The organism is Streptomyces sp. 2P-4 (genome assembly GCF_030167965.1).
Lineage (GTDB): Bacteria > Actinomycetota > Actinomycetes > Streptomycetales > Streptomycetaceae > Streptomyces > Streptomyces globosus_A.
Genome location: NZ_CP095011.1, coordinates 729,955 through 749,460 on the forward strand (window position 1 = coordinate 729,955; position 19,506 = coordinate 749,460).

1 protein-coding gene (only partly in view) is annotated in these 19,506 nt (G+C 76.5%); it reads right to left on the minus strand.

The genetic code is table 11. The features are described from left to right. Nucleotides 1–19,506 carry the 3' portion of a type I polyketide synthase gene (locus tag MUK52_RS03015; RefSeq protein ID WP_284574479.1) on the minus strand. Its footprint extends 9,105 nt past the window's final position, so only the last 19,506 of its 28,611 coding nucleotides appear in the window; the start codon falls outside the window, past its right edge — the gene reads right to left on this strand; the stop codon is at nucleotides 1–3.

The window sequence follows — 19,506 nt, forward strand, 5'->3', positions numbered from 1 at the left end:
TCAGCTCCGTCGGCCCTGCGGTTCGTCGCGGTGGGCCGGTACGGATGAGAGGTCGGGTGTCTGGTGGGCGTTCGGGTCGGACGAGGGTGTGTTGAGGGCTGCGTTGACGAGCGCGTCCACGTCCATCGCGTCGATGGAGTCGGCGTACTCGGGCGTCTTGTCCGCCTCGTCTGCGGGCCCGTCGTTCCGGCCGTGCTCGGCGGCGAGCCGCAGCAGCGGTTCGAGGACGCCGATGCGGCGCAGCTGGTCCACGGACACGGAGGCCAGCAGGGCCTGGAGCCGTGCCTGGTCCACGTCCTGGGACTCGGCGGCGTCGTCGGACGCCGTCGGGTCGAGCCGCCGGGCGATGTGCTCGGCGAGCTCGGCCGGGGTGGGCTGGTCGAAGACGAGGGTGGCGGGCAGGTCCAGGCCGGTGGCGGCGGTGAGCTGGTTGCGCAGCTCCACGGCGCCGAGGGAGTCGAAGCCCAGGTCGCGGAAGGCCTTCTCCGCCCCGACGGCTTCGGGTCCGGTGAGGCCGAGGACCTCGGCGGCCCGGGTGCGTACGAGGTGGAGCACCGCGGCTCCGCGCCGGCCCGCGGGCAGGGCGGCCAGTGCGGCGCGCTGCTCCGGGACCGCCGGGGCTGCCGCCGGGCCGGCCGTGTCCGCGGCCTGCGGCACGGGCAGGCCGGCGAGCAGCTTGCTGGGCCGCACGGCCGTGAAGGCGTGGACGAACCGGCCGGGGTCGGCGTCGGAGATGACGGTGGTCGGCTCGGGCTCCATGACCGCGCGGCGCAGGGCCGTGACGGCGAGGTCCGGGTCCAGGGGCCGGATGCCGGCCCGGTGGGCGGCTCCGGCCGCCCGGTCGCCGGCTGCCAGGCCCGCTCCGCCCCAGGCGCCCCAGGCGAGTGAGGTGGCGGCGAGGCCGCGGGCGCGGCGCTGCTCGGCGAGGGCGTCGAGGACGGCGTTGGCCGCCGCGTAGTTGCCCTGTCCGGGGTTGCCGACGGCCGCCGAGGCGGAGGAGAACAGGGCGAACACCTTCAGGTCCAGGTCCCGGGTGAGCTCGTCGAGGAGCAGCGCGGAGGTGACCTTGGCGCGGAAGACGGCGGTGAAGCGGTCCGGGGTGAGGCTGTCGACGACCGCGTCGTCGAGTACGCCGGCGGTGTGGACGACGGCGGTCAGCGGCGCCCGGTCCGGGATGGCCGCGAGGACGGCGGACAGCGCCTCGCGGTCGGCGGCGTCGCAGGCGGTGAGGGTGGCGTCGGCGCCTGCTTCGGCCAGTTCGGCGCGCAGGGCGGCGGCGCCGGGGGCGTCCGGGCCGCTGCGGCTGAGCAGGACCAGGTGGCGGGCTCCGGCGGCGGCGAGGCGGCGGGCGACGTGTGCGCCCAGGGCCCCGGTGCCGCCGGTGATCAGGACGGTGCCTTCCGGATCCCAGGTGCGGGCGGGCGCGGTGGCAGGTGCGGGGCGGGCCGTGAGCGGGCTCAGCCGGCGGCCGTGGAGTGCTCCGGCTCGGACGGCGACCTGGTCCTCCCCGTCGGGTGAGGCGAGGAAGGCGGTGAGCCGGTCGAGGGCCGCGGGGTCGGTGGGGAGGTCGGCCGGGAGGTCGACCAGACCGCCCCAGCGCTGCGGGTGTTCGAGGGCGGCGACCCGTCCGAGGCCCCAGACGGCGGCCTGGGCGAGGCCCGGTACCGACTCGCCGGGGGTCACGGCGACCGCGCCCCGGGTCAGGCACCACAGGGGTGCGGTCAGTCCGGCGTCGCCGAGTGCCTGGAGGAGGGTGGCGGTCAGTGCCACGCCCCGCGGGACCTCGCCGGTCTCGTCGAGGGCGAGGAGGGAGACCACCCCGGTGAACTCTCCGCCCGCGACGGCGGCCAGCTCGCGCAGTCGCTTCGCCATGCGTTCCCGGTCCGCGTCGGTGTCCGGGGCGATCTCGAAGCGGACGGTGTCCGGGCCGAGCCGGCCGATGGCGGAGGCCGCCCAGGGGTCGGCGGCGTGCGCGGCGGGGAGGACGGCGAGCCAGGTCCCCGCGGGCGGTGCCGTGCGGCCGCGGGTGCCGGTGAGCGGCTGCCAGGTGATGTGCTGGCGCCAGCCGTCGATCGTGGCGTCCTCGGCGCGGCGGCGGCGCCAGTCGTCCAGGGCGGGCAGCACCTTGGACAGTGCGTCGCTGTCGACGTCGAGGGTCCCGGCGAGCGAGTCGAGGGTCTCGGAGCGTACGGCGGTCCAGAAGGCGTCGTCCGTTCCGGCGGCCGTGGCGGCCACCGCAGTGGCCGTGGCCGGGCTGCCGTGGGCCCAGTACCGCGCGCGCTGGAAGGCGTACGTCGGCAGCGGCACCCGGCGGGCGCCGGTCCCGGTGAAGACGGACGGCCAGTGGGGCGCGCAGCCTTCGACGTGCAGCCGGGCGACGGCGGTCAGGAGGGTGTCCTGCTCGGGTCGTCCCTTGCGCAGGGCCGGTACGGCGGTCACGGAGGTGGCGCTGTGCGCGCCGTCGGTGTCCTGGGCCAGGGCGGACAGGGTGGCGTCCGGGCCGAGTTCGAGGAAGCGGGTGACGCCGCGGGCGGCGAGGGCGCGCAGCCCGTCGCCGAACCGGACGGTCTCCCGGACGTGCCGCACCCAGTAGTCGGGGGTGCACACCAGCGCGGCGTCGACCGGTTCCCCGGTCAGGTTCGACACGAGGGGAAGGCTCGGGGCGGTGTAGGTGATGCCCCGGGCCACTCGTGCGAAGTCGTCGAGCATGGCGTCCATGTGCACGGAGTGAAATGCATGGCTGACCCGCAAACGCCTAGTCTTGCGGCCGGTGTCCGCGAAGCTCCTGGCGATCCGGTCCACGGCCGCCTCGTCGCCGGCGATGACGACGGCCCGGGGGCCGTTGACCGCGGCCACCGAGACGCCGTGGCCTCCGGCTCCGGCTTCGGTGAGGTGTGCGCGCACCTCGTCCTCGGTCGCCTGGAGGGCGGCCATCGCACCGCCGCCGGGCAGGGCGGCCATCAGCCGAGCGCGGGCGGCGACCAGGGTGCAGGCGTCGTCGAGGGAGAACACGCCCGCCACGTGGGCGGCGGCGATCTCGCCGACGGAGTGCCCGGCGACGAAGTCGGGGCGCAGCCCCCAGGATTCGACGAGCCGGTAGAGGGCCACCTCGATTGCGAACAGGGCGGGCTGGGTGTAGCCGGTGTGGTCGAGCAGGGCGGCCTCGGGGGTGCCCTCCTCGGCGAACAGCAGGTCGCGCAGCGGGCGGTCGAGCTCCAGGTCGAAGCGGGCGGTCACCTCGTCGAGGGCGCGTGCGAACACGGGCTGGAGGGCGTGCAGTTCGCGGCCGGCGCCGGGGCGCTGGGCGCCCTGGCCGGAGAAGAGGAAGGCGGTCTTGCGGCTGCGGGCGCCGGCTTCGCCGCGCAGGACGCGGGGTCCGGTGCGGCCGTCCGCGAGGGCGGCGAGGCCGGCGAGGAGTTCGTCCCGGTCGCCCGCGAGGACGGCGGCCCGGTGGTCGAAGGAGGAACGGGTGGTCGCCAGGGAGTAGGCGAGGTCGGTGACCGGGAGGGCGGGCCGTCCGGTGACGTGGGCGTGCAGGCGGGCGGCCTGGGCCCGGAGTGCGTCGGGGGTGGCGGCCGAGACGGGCACGGGGATGCGCCCGGCGGCCGTGCCGGCGGTGACCGCCGGCTCCGGTTCCTGCCGTGCTTCGGTGAGGGGTGCGTCCTGCATGGGGTCGGTTGCCTGTTCCAGGATGACGTGGGCGTTGGTGCCGCTGGCGCCGAAGGCGGAGATGCCGGCGCGGCGCGGGCGGCCGGTGTGCGGCCAGGCGGTCTCCTCGGTGAGGAGTTCCACCGCGCCGGCGGTCCAGTCGACGTGCGAGGAGGGCGCGTCCAGGTGGAGGGTCTTCGGCAGGACGCCGTGCCGCATCGCCGTGATCATCTTGATGACTCCGGCGACGCCCGCCGCGGCCTGGGTGTGCCCGATGTTGGACTTGACGGCGCCGAGGAGGAGCGGCCGGCCGGCGTCCCGGTCCCTGCCGTAGGTGGCCAGCAGTGCCTGGGCCTCGATCGGGTCGCCCAGCTTGGTGCCGGTGCCGTGCGCCTCGACGGCGTCGACTTCGGCGGCGGTGAGCCGGGCGTTGGCCAGGGCGCGCCGGATGACGCGCCGCTGGGACGGGCCGTTGGGCGCGGTGAGGCCGTTGCTCGCACCGTCCTGGTTGACGGCGGAGCCGCGCAGCACGGCCAGCACCTCGTGGCCGCGGCGGCGGGCGTCGGAGAGGCGTTCGACGACGAGTACGCCCACGCCTTCCGACCATCCGGTGCCGTTCGCCGAGTCGGCGAAGGCCCGGCAGCGGCCGTCCGGGGACAGGGCGCCCATCTCGCCGAACTCGACGAACCCGACGGGGCTGGACATCACGGTCACACCGCCGGCGAGGGCCATGGAGCACTCCCCGGCCCGCAGGGCCTGCGCGGCCAGGTGCAGCGCGACCAGGGAGGACGAGCAGGCGGTGTCGACGGTCACCGAGGGCCCTTCCAGGCCGAGGGTGTACGACAGCCGGCCGGAGAGCAGGCTGGCGGACTGGGCGGTCTCGACGTGGCCGAGCTGGCCGATGGCGGGCCGGTAGTCGCCGCTGCCGCCGCCGATGAACACGCCGGTGTCGCCGCCGCGCAGGGTGTGCGGGTCGACGCCGGCCCGCTCCAGGGCCTCCCAGGCCGCCTCCAGCACGATCCGCTGCTGCGGGTCGACGACCACCGCTTCGCGCGGCGAGATGCCGAAGAAGGCGGCGTCGAAGTCGGCGACGTCGTAGAGGAAGCCGCCGTTCTGGGTGACGCTGCGGCCGCGGCCGTCGGCGTCGCCGTGGGCAAGCCGGTCCAGGTCCCAGCCGCGGTCGGCGGGGAAGGCGCCGATGGCGTCGACCTCGGCGCGCAGCAGCTCCCACAGGTCCTCGGGGGACTGTACGCCGCCGGGGTAGCGGCAGCTCATGCCCACGATGACGATCGGGTCCCCGGCCGTTTCGGCGGCCTCGCCGGCGGTTGTGGCGGCCGGCGCGTCGTCGTCCCCCTCCTCCAGCAGTTCGGCGCGCAGCTGCGCGGCGAGGGCCGCCGGAGTGGGGTGGTCGAAGGCGAGCGTGGCCGGGAGGGTCAGGCCGGTGGCCTTGGCGAGCTGGTTGCGCAGGTCCACGGCAGTGAGCGAGTCGAAGCCGAGGTCCTTGAAGGCCTGGCCGGCCGGGATGTCCTCCAGGTCCCGGTAGCCGAGTACGGCGGCCACTTCGCGGCGTACGAGGGCCAGCAGCACCTCGTCGCGTTCGGGTCCCCGGGGCCTGGCGAGCAGTTCGGCGCGCAGCGCGGCCAGGGCGCCCGTGCCGGTCTCCGTGTCCGTGCCTGCACCGGTCCGTCCTTCGGCGGGCGCCAGTGCGGCGCGGGCCTCGGGGAGCGCGGCGAAGAGCCTGCTCGGGCGGGACTGCCCGAAGGCCGGCGCGAAGCGTTCCCATGCCACGTCCGCGACGACCACGGCCGCCGCTTCGTCGCCGGTGGCCCGGCGCATGGCGGCCAGGGCCCGCTCGGGGTCCATGGCGGGCAGCCCGCTGAGCCGCAGGTGCCGGTCGAGGGAGTCGTCGGCGAGACCGGTCCAGGCTCCCCAGGCCACGGCGAGGGCGGCCCGGCCGGTGGCGCGGCGGCGTTCGGCGAAGGCGTCGAGCCAGGCGCTCGCCGCGGCTCCCGTGCCCTGGCCGCGTACGCCCCAGACGCCGGCGATCGAGGTGAACAGGACGAAGGCGTCCAGTTCCCGGTCTCCGAGGACGTCGTCGAGTGCCCCTTCGAGGGTCTCCACGCCTGCCCGGGCCAGGTCCGGTCCGGTCGGTCCGGGGCCGTACCCGGTGTGGACCACTGCGGTGAGCGGCCGGTCGGACGGGAGCGCGGACAGGGCGGCGGTCAGCGCTCCCCGGTCGTCCGGAGCCGCGGTGGCCACGGTGAGGGCCGCCCCGTGCCCGGCGAGCCGGGCGCCGAGTTCGTCGGCGAGGGCCGCGTCCGGTTCCCGTGTGCCGACGAGCAGCACGTGGTCCGCGCCCTGGCGGGCCAGCCAGCGGGCGGTGTGGCCGCCGAACTCGGCGGCGTCGCCGATGACGAGCACGGTTGCGGACGGGGTCCAGGTTGCGGACGCCCGGCCTGCGGCCGAGGACCGGACGAGACGGCGGGCGTAGGCGCCGGACGGGCGCAGTGCCAGCTGGTCCTCGCCGCCGGGGCCGGCGGCGAGCAGGGAGCGCAGCCGGGCGGCCGCGTGTGCGTCGGGCACCTCGGTCACGTCGAGCAGTCCGCCCCAGCGGGCGGGGTCTTCGAGGGCCGCGACCCGGACGAGGCCCCACAGGGCGGCCTGCGCCGGATCGGCGGGCCGGTCGGCACGGCCCACGGCCACCGCCCCCCGGGTGACGCACCACAGCGGTGCCTCGACACCGGCCGCGGTGAGGGCGGCCGTCACGCCGGGGATCACGGAGGCGGCGGGGAGCAGGGCCAGCACGCCGTCGAACCGCCGGTCGAGTCCGGCCAGCCGTGCCGCGAGGTCCTCGGTGTCGGCGGGGTCGGCCACGAGGCGTACCGCGTCCGGTCCGAGGGCGTCCGTGATCCCGGCCGCCCACGCGTCGTCCGCGTGGGTCTGCGGGACGAGCGCCAGCCAGCTGCCCGTGAGGGCGTCGGCCGGGGCCGCGTCGGCCGGCTTCCAGACCACCCGGTAGCGCCAGCCGTCCACCGCCGCGCTCTCGTCGCGGCCGCGACGCCACTCGGACAGCGCGGGCAGGAGCGCCGACAGGGCCGCCTCGTCCCCGGACAGGCCGAGGGTGGCGGAGAGTCCGGGCAGGTCCTGCCGTTCCACCGCCGCCCAGAAGGCGGCGTCGTCCGCGTTCTGCTCCTGCGCCGTCTGCCCGGTCGCGGGGAGGGCCGCGGGCTCGGGCCAGTACGGCTCGCGCTGGAACGGGTAGGTGGGCAGGTCGGTGCGCCGGGCGCCGGTGCCCTCGTACAGGCGGGTCCAGTCGACCCGTACGCCGGCGACGTGCAGCCGGGCCAGTGCGGTGACGAACGCGGACTCCTCGGGCCGGTCCGCGCGCAGGGCCGGGGTGACCACGGGGTCCCCGCCGGTCAGGCTCTGCGCGGCGAGGGCGGCGAGGACACCGTCCGGGCCCAGTTCCAGGAAGGCGGTGGCCCCCGCCTCGCCGAGGGCGCGGACGCCGTCGGCGAAGCGGACGGTCTCGCGGACGTGCCGGACCCAGTACTCCGGGTCGCACACGAGGTCCGCCGTCGCGAGCCCGCCCGTCACGTTCGAGACGAGCGGCAGCAGCGGCGCGGAGAACGACAGCGCGGAGACGGCCTTCCGGAAGGCGTCCAGCATCGGATCCATCAGCGGGGAGTGGAAGGCGTGCGAGACCCGCAGCCGGGTCGTCCTGCGGCCCCTGCCCGCGAACTCGGCGCGTACGGCCTCGACCGCGTCGGCCGCGCCGGAGACGACCACCGAGGCCGGTCCGTTCACGGCGGCGAGGGACACCTGCGCGCCGAGCAGCGGCCGGATTTCGTCCTCCGTCGCCTGGAGCGCGGCCATCGCGCCGCCCTCGGGCAGGGCCTCCATCAGCCGGCCGCGGGCCGCCACCAGGGTGCAGGCGTCGGCGAGCGTGAGGACGCCCGCGACGTGCGCGGCCGCCACCTCGCCGACCGAGTGGCCGGCGACGTACTCGGGCTGTACGCCGAGCGACTCCACCAGGCGGTACAGCGCGACCTCGACCGCGAACAGCCCGGCCTGCGCGTACTGGGTGCGGTCGGTGAGCGCCGCGTCCGTGCCCCAGACCACCTCGCGCAGCGGGCGGTCCAGTTCCCGGTCCAGTGCGGCGCACGCGGCGTCGAAGGCCTCGGCGAACACGGGGAAGCGTCCGTACAGTTCGCGCCCCATGTCCAGGCGCTGTGAGCCCTGGCCGGAGAAGAGGACCGCGAGGGACCGCTCCTCGGCCGTGCCGCGTGCGACCTCGGTTCCCGCCACGAGCACGGCCCGGTGCGGGAGGTGGGTGCGTCCGGCGGCGAGCGAGAAGCCGACGTCCAGCGCCGGCTCCCCGGTGCGTGCGGCCAGTTGCGCCAGCTGGGCGTCGAGCGCGGCCCGGGACCTGGCGGACACCACCCACGGTGCCGCGGCCGGCACCACGGCGGGTGCGTCCGCGTCGGGCGCGGGCGGCGCCTGTTCCACGATCACGTGGGCGTTGGTGCCGCTGACGCCGAAGGCGGAGACACCCGCCCGGCGCGGGCGCCCGGTCGCGGGCCAGGCCTGCTCCTCGCGGACCAGGGTGACGGCCTCGCCGTCCCACTCCACGTGGGTGGACGGGGTGTCCGCGTGCAGGGTGCGCGGCAGGACGCCCTCCCGCATCGCCATGACCATCTTGATGACGCCGGCCATGCCGGCGGCGGCCTGGGTGTGGCCCAGGTTGGACTTGACGGCGCCGAGGAGCAGCGGCCGTTCCCGGTCCTTCCCGTACGCGGCGATCAGCGCGCCGGCCTCGATCGGGTCGCCGAGCGGGGTGCCGGTGCCGTGCGCCTCGACGGCGTCGACCTCGGCGGGCGCGAGGTCCGCGTCGGCCAGGGCCTGGCGGATGACCCGCTGCTGGGCGCGCCCGTTGGGGGCGGTCAGCCCGTTGCTGGCGCCGTCCTGGTTGACGGCGGCGCCGCGCACCACGGCGAGGACGGGGTGGCCGTGGCGGCGGGCGTCGGAGAGCCGTTCCAGGACGAGGACGCCCGCGCCCTCCGACCAGGAGGTGCCGTCGGCCGCGTCGGAGAAGGCCTTGCAGCGGCCGTCGGGGGCCAGTCCGCCCTGTGCGGAGAACTCGACGAACGCGTCGGGGCTCGACATCACCGACACACCGCCGGCGAGGACGAGGGAGCACTCGCCGCCGCGCAGCGCGCGGACACCGAGGTGGAGGGCGACGAGCGAGGAGGAGCAGGCGGTGTCGACGGTGACGGCCGGGCCCTCCAGGCCCAGGGTGTAGGAGAGGCGGCCGGACATCACGCTGGCGGTGTTGCCGGTGGCGACGTGGCCCTGGACGTCGGCGGTGCCGCGGCGCAGGACGGAGGTGTAGTCCTGGCCGTTGGTGCCGATGAACACCCCGGTGGAGCTGGCGCGCAGCGAGTCCGGGGCGATGCCGGCCCGCTCCAGGGCCTCCCAGGAGGTTTCCAGCAGCAGGCGCTGCTGCGGGTCCATGGCGAGGGCCTCGCGCGGCGAGATGCCGAAGAAGCGGGCGTCGAAGTGGCCGACGCCGTCGAGGAAGCCGCCCTCCAGGGTGGCGGAGCCGCCCCGGGCGAGGCTGTCGAGGTCCCAGCCGCGGTCGGCGGGGAACGCCGAGATGGCGTCCTCGCCGGCCGCCAGCAGCCGCCACAGGTCCTCGGGCGAGGCGACCCCGCCCGGGAACCTGCAGCCCATGCCGACGATCACGACCGGGTCGTCGTCGTGGTCGGCGGCGGTGCCGGCCGGCGCCCCCGGTGCGGGTTCGCCGTCCGCACCGCCCAGCAGTTCGGCGAGCAGGTGCGCGGCGAGGTCGTGCGGGGTCGGGTGGTCGTACACGAGGGTCGCGGGCAGCCGCAGACCGGTGGTCGCGGCGAGGGTGTTGCGCAGTTCGACGATGGTGAGCGAGTCGAAGCCGAGGTCGGCGAACGCCTGGTCGGCGCCGATGGCGGCGGCGTCGGCGTGGCCGAGCACGGCGGCCACCTGGGCCCGCAGGAAGTCCAGGGTGAACTTGGCTCGGCCGGCCGCGGGCAGGGCGGTGAGCCGCTGCCGCAGGCCGTTCTCGTCTCCCGCGGCCGGCTGCGCGGGGGCGGCGGCGCCCCGGGTCTCGGCGAGGTCGGAGATCAGCGGATTGGGCCGGACCGCCGTCAGCACCCGGGCGAACCGGGCCCAGTCGATGTCGGCGACGGTCAGCGCGGCGGGGCCCCCGTGGTCCAGGGCCTGGGTCAGCGCGTCGAGCGCGAGCTCCGGGTCCATGGGGGCGTATCCGCCCCGGCGGACCCGGGCTTCGACACCGGTCCCGTCACCGGCCATGCCGGTGCCCGCCCAGGGGCCCCAGGCCAGCGAGGTCGCGGGCAGGCCCTGCCCGCGCCGGTGCTCGGCGAGGGCGTCGAGGCAGGCGTTGGCGGCGGCGTAGTTGGCCTGTCCGGCGGCACCGAGGCTCGCCGCGGTGGACGAGAACAGCACGAAGGCCGCCAGGTCCGTCTCGCGGGTCAGCTCGTGCAGGTGCCGTGCCGCCGTGGCCTTCGGGCCGAGTACGGCGGCGAACGCCTCCGGGGTGAGCGTGTCGAGGACGCCGTCCTCGACCACGCCCGCCGTGTGGAAGACCGCGGTCAGCGGCAGGTCCGCCGGGATCCCGGCCAGGACGCGGGCGAGCGCGTCGCGGTCGGAGACGTCACAGGCCGCCAGGGTGGCGCGGGCGCCCAGCGCGGCGAGTTCCTCACCGAGTTCCACGGCGCCGGGCGCCTCGGCACCGCGCCGGCTGACGAGCAGCAGGTGTGCGGCGCCGCGGGCGGCGAGCCGGCGGGCGAGGTGCGCGCCGATCCCGCCGGTGCCGCCGGTGATGAGGACGGTGCCGGTGGGAGCGTAGGGGCGTACGTCGGCGCGGTCGGCCAGCGGGAGGCGGGTCAGCCGGCGGGCGTACACGCCCGCGGCGCGCACGGCCACCTGGTCCTCGCCGCCGGAGCGGCCCGGACCGGTGCTCTGCGCGAGCAGTCCGGCGATCCGGCGTGCGGCCGGCTCGTCGAGGGTCTCGGGCAGGTCCAGCAGGCCGCCCCAGCGCTCGGGGTGTTCCAGGGCTGCGCTGCGGCCCAGGCCCCAGACGGCGCCCTGGCCGGGCTGCCCGAGCCGGTCGGAGCGGCCGACGCTGACGGCGCCGCGGGTCAGGCACCACAGGGGGGCCTCGATGCCGGCGTCTCCGAGGGCCTGGACGGCGGTGGCCGTCGGCAGGAGGCCCTCGTCCTGGAGCGCCAGCAGGGACAGTACGCCCGTGAACCGCTCTCCTGCCGCGGGCAGTTCGCGCAGCCGCTCGGCGAGGTCGGCGCGCGTCTCACCGTGCGGGACGGTGAGGGTGAACCGGTCGCCGCCGAGGCGTTCGAGCAGTTCCTCGCCGCCGTCCCCGCCGGCCGGCACCAGGCAGAGCCAGGTGCCGGCGAGCGTGGTGCCCGCGGCCGGGGCGGCGGGCAGCGGCTTCCAGGTGCTGCCGTAGCGCCAGCCGTCGACGGTGGACTCGGCGCGGCGCTTGCGGCGCCACGAGGTGAGGGCGGGCACGACGGCCGTCAGGGTGGCGTCGTCCAGGCCGAGGTCGGCGCCGAGCGCGGACAGGTCCGCCCGCTCGACGGCCGCCCAGAACGCGGCGTCCACCGGGTCGGCGGCAGGCCCCTCCGTACCGGCGGGGCCGGCCTCCGGCCAGTAGCGCCGGCGTTGGAAGGCGTAGGTCGGCAGCTCGTCGAGCGCGGCGGTGCAGGCGGCGCCGCTTGCGGGGAAGAACGCCTCCCAGTCGGCGTGTGCGCCCCCGAGGTGCAGGGCGGCCACGGCCCTGGCGACCGCCTCCGCCTCCGCGCGGTCCCGGCGCAGGACCGGGACGGCGGTGACCCGCTCGTCGGCCACGGACTCCCGGGCCGCGCCGCTCAGGACGGCGTCGGGGCCGAGTTCCAGGAGCACGGTGGCGCCCAGCTCGGCGAGGCGGCGGGCGGCGTCGGCGAACCTGACCGTGGCGCGCACCTGCTCGACCCAGTACTCCGGGGTGCACAGCCGCTCGGGGTCGGCCGGTCGGCCGGTCACGGTCGACACCAGGGGGGTCGTCGGAGCGTGGTACGAGATTCCGCGCGCGACCCTGGCGAAGGCGTCGAGCATCGGATCCATGTGCGGCGAGTGGAAGGCGTGGCCCACCCGCAGCCGCCGGGTCCGGCGGCCCTGCGCGGCGAAGCGCGCCGCGAGCTCCAGGACCGGCTCCTCGTCACCGGACAGCACCAGGGACCGGGGGCCGTTGACGGCGGCGAGGGACATACGGTCCTCGTGGCCGGCCAGCAGCGGCGCCACCTCGTCCTCGGCGGCCTCGACGGAGACCATCGCGCCCCCGGCGGGCAGGTCCGACATCAGCCGGCCCCGCGCGGCGACCAGGGTGCAGGCGTCCTCCAGCGAGAACACCCCTGCCACGTGCGCGGCGGCGAGCTCGCCGACCGAGTGCCCGGCCAGGTGGCCGGGGCGGACGCCCCAGGACTCGAGGAGCCGGTGGAGGGCCACCTCCAGGGCGAACAGGGCGGGCTGGGTGTAGGCCGTGTCGTCGAGCAGCGCGGCTTCGGCGCTGCCGGGCGCGGCGAACATCACCTCGCGCAGCGGCCGCTCCAGTTCGCGGTCGAAGAGGGCCAGTACGGCGTCCAGGGCGTCGGCGAACGCCGGGTGCCGCTCGTAGAGTTCGCGGCCCGCGCCGGGGCGCTGGCCGCCCTGTCCGGTGAAGAGGAACGCGGTCCGGCCGCGCGCGGCGGCCCGTGCGGTGAGCAGGGCGGAGTCCGGCAGACCGTCGCGCAGGGCGGTCAGGGCCCGCACGCACTCCTCGCGGGTGCCGGTGACGACGGCGGCCCTGTGCTCCAGGGCGGCGCGGCCGGTGGCCAGTGCGCGTCCCAGGGCGGGCAGCGCGAACGCCTCCGGCCTGCCGGTGACCGCGTCGAGCAGGCGCCCGGCCTGGGCGCGCAGCGCGGCCTCGGTCCGGCCGGACAGCAGGAGCGGGACCACGCCCGCCGGCCGGGCGGCCTCCTCCTGCGGCTCGGGCTCCGCGGCCGGGGCCTGCTCCAGGACGAGGTGGGCGTTCGTGCCGCTCAGGCCGAAGGAGGACACGGCCGCGCGGCGCGGACGGCCGGTCTGCGGCCACTCCCGTTCCCCGGTCAGCAGCTCGATCGCGCCCGCCGTCCAGTCCACGTGGCTGGAGGGCCGGTCGATGTGCAGGCTCGCGGGCAGGACGCCGTGGCGCATGGCCATGACCATCTTGATGACGCTCGCGACACCGGAGGCCATCTGGGTGTGGCCGATGTTGGACTTGACCGAGCCGAGCAGCAGCGGCCGCTCGGCGTCCCGCTCCCGGCCGTAGGTCGCGATCAGCGCCTGGGCCTCGATGGGGTCGCCGAGGCGGGTGCCGGTGCCGTGGCCTTCGACGGCGTCGACGTCGGCGGCGGCGACGCCCGCGTTGGCGAGGGCCTGGCGGATGACGCGCTGCTGGGAGGGCCCGTTGGGGGCGGTCAGGCCGTTGGACGCGCCGTCCTGGTTGACGGCGGAGCCGCGGATGACGGCGAGGACGCGGTGGCCGTTGGCCAGGGCGTCGGACAGCCGTTCGACGAGGACCAGGCCCACGCCCTCCGCGAGGCTCATGCCGTCGGCCGCCTCGGCGTACGCCTTGCAGCGCCCGTCCGCGGCCATGGCGCGCTGCCGGCTGAAGCCGACGAAGGCGTTGGGCGTGGCCATGATGCTGACGCCGCCCGCGAGGGCGAGCGCGGACTCGCCGCTGCGCAGCGACTGGCAGGCCAGGTGCAGGGCCACCAGCGAGGAGGAGCAGGCGGTGTCGAGGGTGACGGCGGGGCCCTCGAAGCCGAGGGTGTAGGAGATCCGCCCGGACAGCACGGACGGGATGGTGCCGGTGATCAGGTGGCCCTCGGCGCCGTCCTGGGCGGAGCCGCCGGAGGTGTAGTCCTGGTAGCTGGCGCCGATGAAGGTGCCGGTGCGGCTGCCGCGCAGGCTGTTCGGGTCGATCCCGGCGCGTTCCAAAGCCTCCCAGGAGGTCTCCAGCAGCAGGCGCTGCTGCGGGTCCATCGACAGGGCCTCGCGCGGCGAGATGCCGAAGAAACCCGCGTCGAACTCGGCGGCGCAGTCCAGGAATCCGCCGCGCGTCGAGTACGTCTTGCCGGGCCGGTCCGGGTCGGGGTCGTAGAGCCCGTCGGCGTCCCAGCCGCGGTCGAGGGGGAAGTCGCCGATGGCGTCGGCCCCGGCGGCGACCAGTCGCCACAGGTCCTCGGGGGAGGCGACCCCGCCCGGGTAGCGGCAGCTCATGCCGATCACGGCGATGGGTTCGTCGTCGGCGGGCGGCGCCGCGGCGGCGGCCGCGGCCGGAGTCCCGGTGGGTGCGCCGGCGACCTGGGTGCGCAGGAACCCCACCAGGGAGACGGGGTTGGGGTAGTCGAAGACCATGGTGCTGGGCAGGGACAGCCCGGTCACGGCCGACAGCCGGTTGCGCAGGTCCACGGCGGTCAGCGAGTCGAAGCCGACGTCGCGGAAGGCCCGCTGCTCGGACAGCGTGTCCGGGGAGGCGTGGCCGAGGACGGTGGCCGCCTCGGAGCGTACGAGGTCCAGGAGCGCGCGGTCCTGCTCGGCGGCGGGCAGGGCCCGCAGTCGGGCGGTGAACTCGCTGTCTCCGGTCGGCCGTTCGGTGGCCTGGTGCTCCAGCCTGCGCACCTCGGCGATGTCCTCGAACAGGGCGGTGGGCCGCCCGGAGGTGAACACCGGGTGGTAGCGGTCCCAGTCGATGTCGGCGACGGTGAGGACGTGCGCGTCCTCGGCCAGGGCCTGGCGCAGCCCGGTGAGGGCCTGCTGCGGGTCCATGAAGTTCAGGCCGCTGCGGCGGATCTGGCCGGGGTCGACCCGGCCGAGCTTGAGGTCGTCGGACCAGATGCCCCAGGAGAGGGAGGTGGCGTGGGCGCCGCGTGCCCGGCGGTGCTCGGCGAGGGCGTTGAGGTACGCGTTCGCGGCGACGTAGGCGGCGTGCCGGCCGCTGCCCCACATGCCGGCGGTGGAGGAGTACAGGACGAACGCGTCGAGCTGGTCGTCGTCGAGGAGCTCGTCCAGGTGGCGGGCTCCGGTCACCTTCGCGTCGATGACCCTGGCGAATGCCTCGGGGCCGGTCTCCTCCAGGGAGGCCAGTTCGATGACGGCGGCGGTGTGGACGACGGTCCGTACGGTGCGGCCGTCGGCGGTCAGGCCTTCCAGGAGGGCGGCGACGGCCGCGCGGTCCGTGAGGTCGCAGCTGCGGAACTCCGCCTCGCAGCCCAGCGCGTGGAGTTCGGCGAGCAGTTCGGCGGTGCCGGGCGCGTCGGCGCCGCGCCGGCTGGTGAGGACGAGGTGCTCGGCTCCCTCCCCGGCGAGCCGGCGGGCCAGGTGCGGGGCCAGGGTGCCGGTGCCGCCGGTGATCAGGGTGGTGCCGCGCGGACGCCAGGCGTCCTTGCCCGCGGCGGCCCGGCCCGCGGCGGCGCGGGCGATGCGCCGGGCCATGACGCCCGAGGGCCGCAGGGCGAGCTGGTCCTCGCCGGTCGTCCCGGTGAGGACGGCGGCGAGGCGTTCGCGGCCCCGGGCGTCCAGCGGGGTGTCGGGCAGGTCGATGACACCGCCCCAGCGGTCGGGGTGCTCCAGGGCCGCGGTCCAGCCGAGGCCGTGGATCTGGGCCTGCACGGGCCGGGTGAGCCGGTCGGCGCGGCCGGTGGAGACGGCGCCCCGGGTGACGCACCACAGGGGTGCGCCGATTCCGGTGTCGCCGAGGGCCTGGACCAGGGAGAGGGTCAGGGCGAGCCCGCCGGTGAGCGCGGGCACGGCCGGGCTCGGCGCCTCGTCCGCGGCGAGCAGCGACACGATGCCGGTGACGTCCGTGCCGGCTTCGGCCGGGCCGGCGCTGACGGCGGCGAGGCGGTCGGCCAGGACTGCCCGGTCGGCGCAGGTCTCGTCCAGCACCAGGTGCCGTACGTCGGCGCCGGCGGCCGTCAGCGTCTGGGTGATGTCGGCGTCGGCCGCGGCAGCGGCCGAGACGACGAGCCAGGTGCCGGTGAGCCGGGCGGCCGGGGGCAGCGCGCCGAGCGGCTTCCACGTGGCGCGGTAGCGCCAGGAGTCCACGGCCGCCCGTTCGCGGCTGCGGCGCCGCCAGCCGGCGAGCGCGGGCAGCAGCGGGGCGAGTGCGGACTGCTCCAGTCGGAGGCCCTCGGCCAGCGACTCGACGTCCTCCTCCTCCACGGCGGTCCAGAACTCGGCGTCGGCCGGGTCCCCTTCGCCCGCGGTGCCCGGCCTGCCGGGCAGGGCCCACAGGTGCTCGCGCTGGAAGGCGTACGTGGGCAGGGCGACGCGGTGCGCGCCGGTGCCCTCGACGGCCGGGGCCCAGTCCACGCGGGCACCGCGGACGAACGCCTCTGCGAGGGAGGTCAGGAAGCGGCCGGTGCCGCCCTTGTCGCGGCGCAGGGTGCCGATGGCGGCGACCTGGTGCCCGCCGTCCTCGGCCACGGCCTCGACGGCCATGGTCAGCACCGTGTGCGGGCTGGCCTCGACGAAGAACCGGTGGCCCTGGTCGAGCAGCGCGGCCACGGCCGGGCCGAAGCGGACGGTGCGGCGCAGGTTGCGGTACCAGTACGCGGCGTCCAGGGCGGCCGTGTCCAGCCAGTCGCCGGTCACGGTCGAGAAGAACGGGATCTCGGCGGTGCGCGGGCGTACGGGTGCCAGGGCGGCCAGCAGCTCCTCCTCCAGCTGCTCGACCTGGGCGGAGTGGGAGGCGTAGTCGACGGCGATGCGGCGGGCCCGGACGTCGGCGGCGGCGAGCTCCTCGACGAGCGCGTCGAGTTCCTCGGGGGTGCCGGCGACGACCACGGTGCGCGGGCCGTTGACGGCGGCGATGGAGATGCCTCCGCCGCGTGCGGCCAGGAGCGCCTCGGCCTCGTCGGCGGGCAGCGGTACGGAGACCATGCCGCCGGAGCCTGCCAGCCGGCGGGCGATGGCCTGGCTGCGCAGGGCCACCACGCGGGCGGCGTCGTCCAGGGTGAGGGCCCCGGCGACGGCGGCCGCCGCGATCTCGCCCTGCGAGTGGCCGAGGACCGCGTCGGGGGTGATGCCGTACGAGGCCCACAGGTGGGCCAGCGACACCATGACGGCGAAGCTCGCGGGCTGGACGACGTCGACCCGGTCGAGGGACGGCGCGCCGTCGGCCTGGCGCAGGACGTCGACGAGCGACCAGTCGGTGTAGGCCGACAGGGCTGCGGCGCACTCGTGCAGGCGTTCGGCGAAGGCCGGTGACTCGTCGAGGAGTTCGGCGGCCATGCCGGCCCACTGCGCGCCCTGGCCGGGGAAGACGAACACGGTCTTGCCGTCGAGGTCGGCGGCGGCCTGGACGACGGAGGTGGACGCGCCGCCGGTCGCGAGGGCCTCCAGGTGCCGGCGCAGGTCCCCGGCGCTGTCGCCGAGGACGACGGCACGGTGCTCGAAGAGCGCGCGGGTGGAGGCCAGCGAGTGGCTGATGTCGGCCGGCCGTGCGGCGGCGGAGTCCGGGCCGAGGCGGTCGAGGTGCTCGGCGAGCCGCGCGGCCTGGCCGCGCAGCGCCGCGGGCGTCCTGGCGGACAGCACCCACGGGATCACGGCGCCGCCCGGGTCGGACGCCTGCCCGGCGGTCCCGGCCGGGTCGGCCGGGGCCGGCGTGGCCGGGGCCGGGTCGGCGGCCGGGGCCTCCTCCAGGACCACGTGCGCGTTGGTGCCGCTGATGCCGAAGGAGGACACGGCGCAGCGGCGGACCCGCTCGCCGGCCGGCCAGGCGGCGGGGGCCTGCAGGAGGGCGACCGTGCCGCCGCTCCAGTCGATGTGCGAGGACGGCTCGTCGGCGTGCAGGGTCCGCGGGAGCAGTCCGCCCCGCAGTGCCATGACCATCTTGATGACGCCGGCGACGCCGGCAGCGGACTGCGTGTGGCCGATGTTGGACTTGACGGAGCCGAGCAGCAGCGGGTTCTCGGCGTCGTGGGCCTGGCCGTAGACGGCCTGGAGGGCCTGGGCCTCGATGGGGTCCCCGAGGGCCGTGCCGGTGCCGTGGGCCTCGACGGCGGTGATGTCGGCGGCCGTCACGCCCGCGTTGCTGAGGGCCTGGCGGATGACGCGCTGCTGGGAGGGGCCGTTGGGGGCGGTGAGCCCGTTGGAGGCGCCGTCCTGGTTGATGGCGGAGCCGCGGACCACGGCGAGGATGTCGTGCCCGTTGGCCCGGGCGTCGGAGAGCCGCTCCAGGACGAGGACGCCGACGCCTTCGGCGAGGGTCATGCCGTCGGCGGCCTCGGAGAACGGCTTGCAGCGGCCGTCGGCAGCCAGGGCCCGCTGCCGGCTGAAGGCGATGAACGCGTTCGGGTTGGTCATCACGGTGGCGCCGCCCGCCAGTGCGAGCGAGCTCTCCCCGTTGCGCAGGGACTGGCAGGCCAGGTGCAGGGCCACCAGCGAGGAGGAGCAGGCGGTGTCGACGGTGACGGCCGGGCCTTCGAGGCCGAAGAGGTAGGCGAGACGGCCGGAGAGCACGCTGGGGCTGGTCCCGGTGACGGCGTGGCCGGCGGACGCGTCGTCCATGCCGGTGCCGTACTCCTGGTAGGTGGAGCCGATGAAGGTGCCGGTGGCGCTGCCGTGTACGGCGGCCGGGTCGATGCCCGCCGATTCGAAGGCCTCCCAGGTGGTCTCCAGCAGGAGCCGCTGCTGCGGGTCCATGGAGAGTGCCTCGCGGGGGGAGATGCCGAAGAACCCGGCGTCGAACTCCCCCGCCTCGTGGAGGAATCCGCCGCGGGTGGAGTACGTCTTGCCGCCCGCGTCGGGGTCGGCGTCGAACAGGTCCTCGTCCCAGCCGCGGTTGGCGGGGAACTCGGAGACGGCGTCGACGCCGTCGGCGATCAGCTGCCAGAACTGCTGCGGGGAGCCGGCCCCGCCGGGGAAGCGGCAGCTCATGCCGACGATGGCGATGGGTTCGTCGTACCGGCCCGCGAGTGCGGCCCGCGGGGCGGCCTGGACCTCGGCGGCGCCGAGGATCTCGCCGCGCAGGAAGGCGGCGAGGGCGAGGGGCGTCGGGTGGTCGAAGGCCATGGTGCTGGGCAGCGCCAGGCCGGTCACGGCCGCCAGCCGCTTGCGCAGGTCGACGGCGGTCAGCGAGTCGAAACCGGCGTCGCGGAAGGCGCGGGTGGGGGCGACGGACTCGGCGGAGGAGTGCCCGAGGACGGTGGCGGCCTCGCGGCGCACCAGGTCCACGAGCGTCCGGTCCCGGTCGGCCTCGGGCAGCGCGCGGACCTTGCGTACGAACTCCGAGGCGGCGGCCTCGGTCTTCGGTGCCGCGGCGAGTGCGCGCACGTCGGGTAGTTCGTCGAAGAGCCGGCTGGGGCGGGCCGCGGTGAAGACGGGGACGTATGCGGCCCAGTCGACGTCGGCGACGGTGACGGCGGTGTCCTGCCGGAGGATCGCCCGGTCGAGTTCGGCCAGGGCGGTGGCGGGCGCGAGGAGGCGCAGGCCCTGTCGGGCGAGGCTGTCGGAGACGGCCTCGTGGGTGGCCATGCCGGCCTCGGCCCAGGGGCCCCAGGCCACGGAGGTGGCGGTCAGGCCGCGGGCGCGGCGGTGCTCGGCGAGGGCGTCGAGGTAGGCGTTGGCGGCGGCGTAGGCGCTCTGGCCGGCGCTGCCCCAGATGCCGGCGACGGAGGAGAACAGGACGAAGAAGTCCAGGTCCCGGCCGTCCAGCAGGGCGTCGAGGTGGGCCGCGCCGAGCATCTTGGCGTCGGTGTACGCGCGCACGTCGGCGAGCGG